Annotated in this window: 2 protein-coding genes, 1 tRNA gene and 1 pseudogene; 3 read left to right on the top strand and 1 reads right to left on the bottom strand. The window is 30.5% G+C overall.

All coding sequences use genetic code 11. The features are described from left to right. Window positions 1–451, top strand: a pseudogene (locus AABM47_RS01055) (hypothetical protein); the annotation flags it as partial. Window positions 452–941: 490 nt separating this feature from the next. Further along, the gene (locus AABM47_RS01050; protein ID WP_338409066.1) at window positions 942–1778 is read left to right on the top strand and encodes a DUF2807 domain-containing protein; all 837 of its coding nucleotides are present in this window, start codon (window positions 942–944) and stop codon (window positions 1776–1778) included. Window positions 1779–1849: 71 nt separating this feature from the next. Here the strand turns inward: AABM47_RS01050 and trxB are convergent, their stop codons facing one another. After that, complete coding sequence (gene trxB, locus AABM47_RS01045; protein WP_338409065.1) at window positions 1850–2797, bottom strand: thioredoxin-disulfide reductase; 948 nt, start codon at window positions 2795–2797, stop codon at window positions 1850–1852. Window positions 2798–2947: 150 nt separating this feature from the next. Here trxB and AABM47_RS01040 point away from each other — a divergent pair. Then, a tRNA-Pro gene (locus tag AABM47_RS01040) sits at window positions 2948–3022 on the top strand. Window positions 3023–3211: the final 189 nt, after the last annotated feature.

Below are 3211 nucleotides of genomic sequence, written 5' to 3'. Positions count from 1 at the left end.
AATTCATTTAATGAAAACAAATAAAAGCAAACCATTTGTTCAAATAGAAAAAACATCGAATGGAAGTTCATACAATGATGCAAAAAAAAGAGCAAATCAAATAAACTATAATTTTGAAATTAAAAACAATACCATTACCTTAGATAACTATTTAATTACAGACAGAGCCAATAAATATAGAGATCAAGAGGTTCATATTTATCTATATATACCAAAAGAAACAACACTATATTCTTTTGAATCTATTACCGATTATTTAACCAATAAAAATTCAGACATTGATAAGTATTATGGCAAAGAAAACCAATATTACAAATTGATTGATGGCGATTTCAAATGTTTAGACTGCCCAAAAGATGAAGCAAAAACAACAAAGACAGTACACCTAAAAATAAACGGGAAAGATATTATTACTAGTGAAACAAAAACGTCAACGTTTAGCACGGAATAAAATATAAACAAAAAAACTGATTAATAACCTCTTCTTACGAAGAAAAAATATACAAAAATGGTTGAATTTATTTTTCAAATTACAAAAATTATAATCAGTTTTATTTTAATACTGTTTATGCTTTCATGATTTATTATCTCAGGTAATGTAAGTTTCATTTGTACAACTAAAACAACTTCTGAAAGTTTTTATTATAAAAAACGGCTATCCGTTTTGACATAGAGCACTCTCAAACAAATTGCACTGAAATACAAACCATTTAAAAGCGTCGAGATCATAATCAACAAGTTGAAGTTCTACTAAAATAAGCACACAAGAACCTTAAACGAAAATTATTGAGGTGAGAGCAGCATTTAATACTATTCTATACCAAAAAATTTAAATCGAAACGTGTTTCGACCAACATGTTTTAAAAAAAATAACACAGCAAAAAAAAGCAGTTTTTTTTTTGATATAAAAATGGTATTTTTGTTATATAAAAATATACAACATGAAGTCAAAACTAACTTTTCTACTCCTTGCACTTTTAATCGCAACTTCTTCTATAGCACAAAAAAAAGAAAAAATTAAAGGGTCAAAAATTGTAACCTTAACCGTTAAAGAAATAGCCTCCTTTGACGCTATTGATTTTGGCGACAATCTTGATGTCTTTTTAGTAAAAGGAGAAAAAAACTCAATTGAAATTGAAGCTGATGACAATTTGCACGATGCAATTGTTTATGAAATTATTGGAAACACTTTAATGATAAGCACAACAAAAAACATCATTAGTTCAAAAAAATTTAACATTAGAATCAATTATTCAAGCGAATTAAAAATGGTGGTTGTCAAAGAAAAAGCAACATTAAATGCCCTTGCTGATTTAAATTTAGAAAATATTGTCATCAAAAATTTTGATAATTCTAAATCACTTTTAAATGTAAAATCAACTAACTTTACACTACAATTAAATGATAAGGCTGAAGCTGAATTAAACATAAAAGCGGATAAATGTAAAATTGAATTATTAGACAACAGCTCAATGAAATCTCTTATTACTACTCAAGAATTGTCATTAGATATGTATCAAAAGTCTAAAGCCTCTGTTGAAGGTGATGTAAATTTAGCATACATCAGATTAGACAATAACGCCAGTTTAGATGCTAAAACCTTATCCGTTTCTGAAATGAATATTAGCACAGAAATGAATAGTAACTGCCAAATTAATATAAAAGACAAGGTGGTTATTTCTGCAACTGGCAAATCTGAAATAGAATTGCTTGGCGATCCAAAAATAGAATTAGATGTTTTTAAAAATAATGCAACGCTTAAAAAAATAGAAAAATAAAAACCTTATCGCAATTATCAAATTCAGACATAAAAAAACCAGCAATTTGCTGGTTTTTTTATGTCTGAAAATTATTCCTTTGAAGCCAAATATCGTTCTGCATCTAATGCGGCCATACAGCCAGTGCCTGCTGCGGTAATGGCTTGTCTATATTCGTGATCTGCAGCGTCACCACCTACAAAAACACCAGCAACATTAGTTTTAGACGTTCCTGGAATGTTTATAATATAACCGGTTTCATCTAATTCTAAATAATCTTTAAAAATGTCGGTATTGGGTTTATGACCAATAGCTACAAAAAAACCAGTTGCAGGAATCACCGTTAAATTACCCGTTGTTCTGTTCTTTGCTCGCACTCCAGTTACTACTTGACCATCTCCTAAAACCTCATCGGTTTCTGTATTTAAAAGTATTTCAATATTCGCTGTGTTTCTAACTCTTGCTTCCATTATTTTTGAAGCTCTAAATTTTTCACTTCTTACCAACATCGTAACTTTAGAACATAGTTTTGACAAATAATGAGCTTCTTCACAAGCACTATCGCCTGCTCCAACAATTACAACTTCTTGATTTCTATAGAAAAACCCATCACAAATTGCACATGCAGAAACACCACCACCAAGGTTTAAGTATTTTTGTTCACAAGGTAAGCCTAAATATTTAGCCGTTGCACCTGTTGAAATAATAATAGTTTCACAATGCATTTCTTTGGTATCATTTATCCAAACTTTATGAATTTCTCCACTAAAATCAACCTTTGTTACCCAACCATCTCTAACCTCAGTACCAAAACGTTCTGCTTGTTTTTGCAAACCAACCATCATTTCTGGACCTGTAATTCCCTCTGGGTTTCCAGGCCAATTTTCGACTTCATTTGTTGTAGTCAATTGACCACCAGGCTGCATACCTTGATATAAAATTGGAAACATATTAGCTCGAGACGCATAAATAGCAGCAGTATATCCTGCTGGGCCCGAACCTATAATTAAACATTTAACTTTTTCTATTGGATCTGTCATAGTAGTCTTTTTATTAAGCTCCAAAAGTAATAATTTTGATTGAATTGATATCTAATACAACATACAAAAATTAAAATATTCTTATTATCGAAAATTATAATTAAAAAAGGTTTCTTTTTAAAAAATAATTATATATTTGCACTCCTTATACGGGGTGTAGCGTAGCCCGGTTATCGCGCCTGCTTTGGGAGCAGGAGGCCGCAGGTTCGAATCCTGCCACCCCGACAACTTTGTTGTTAATACATATCAAAAGGCTGTAAATCGTATGATTTACAGCCTTTTCTATTTTTTATAATTTAAACTAAGTTAAGTTATTTTAAATAAAATGAGACCTAAACGGTGAACCAAATCAAAACCTACTTTTAGGTCACCAGAACGATGTAAACTCCTTTAAAGAAAAGGATTGTGAAGAGT

The organism is uncultured Flavobacterium sp. (genome assembly GCF_963925415.1).
Classification (GTDB): domain Bacteria; phylum Bacteroidota; class Bacteroidia; order Flavobacteriales; family Flavobacteriaceae; genus Flavobacterium.
Note: the sequence above shows the minus strand (reverse complement) of the source record. Positions and strands in the feature narration are given on the sequence as shown.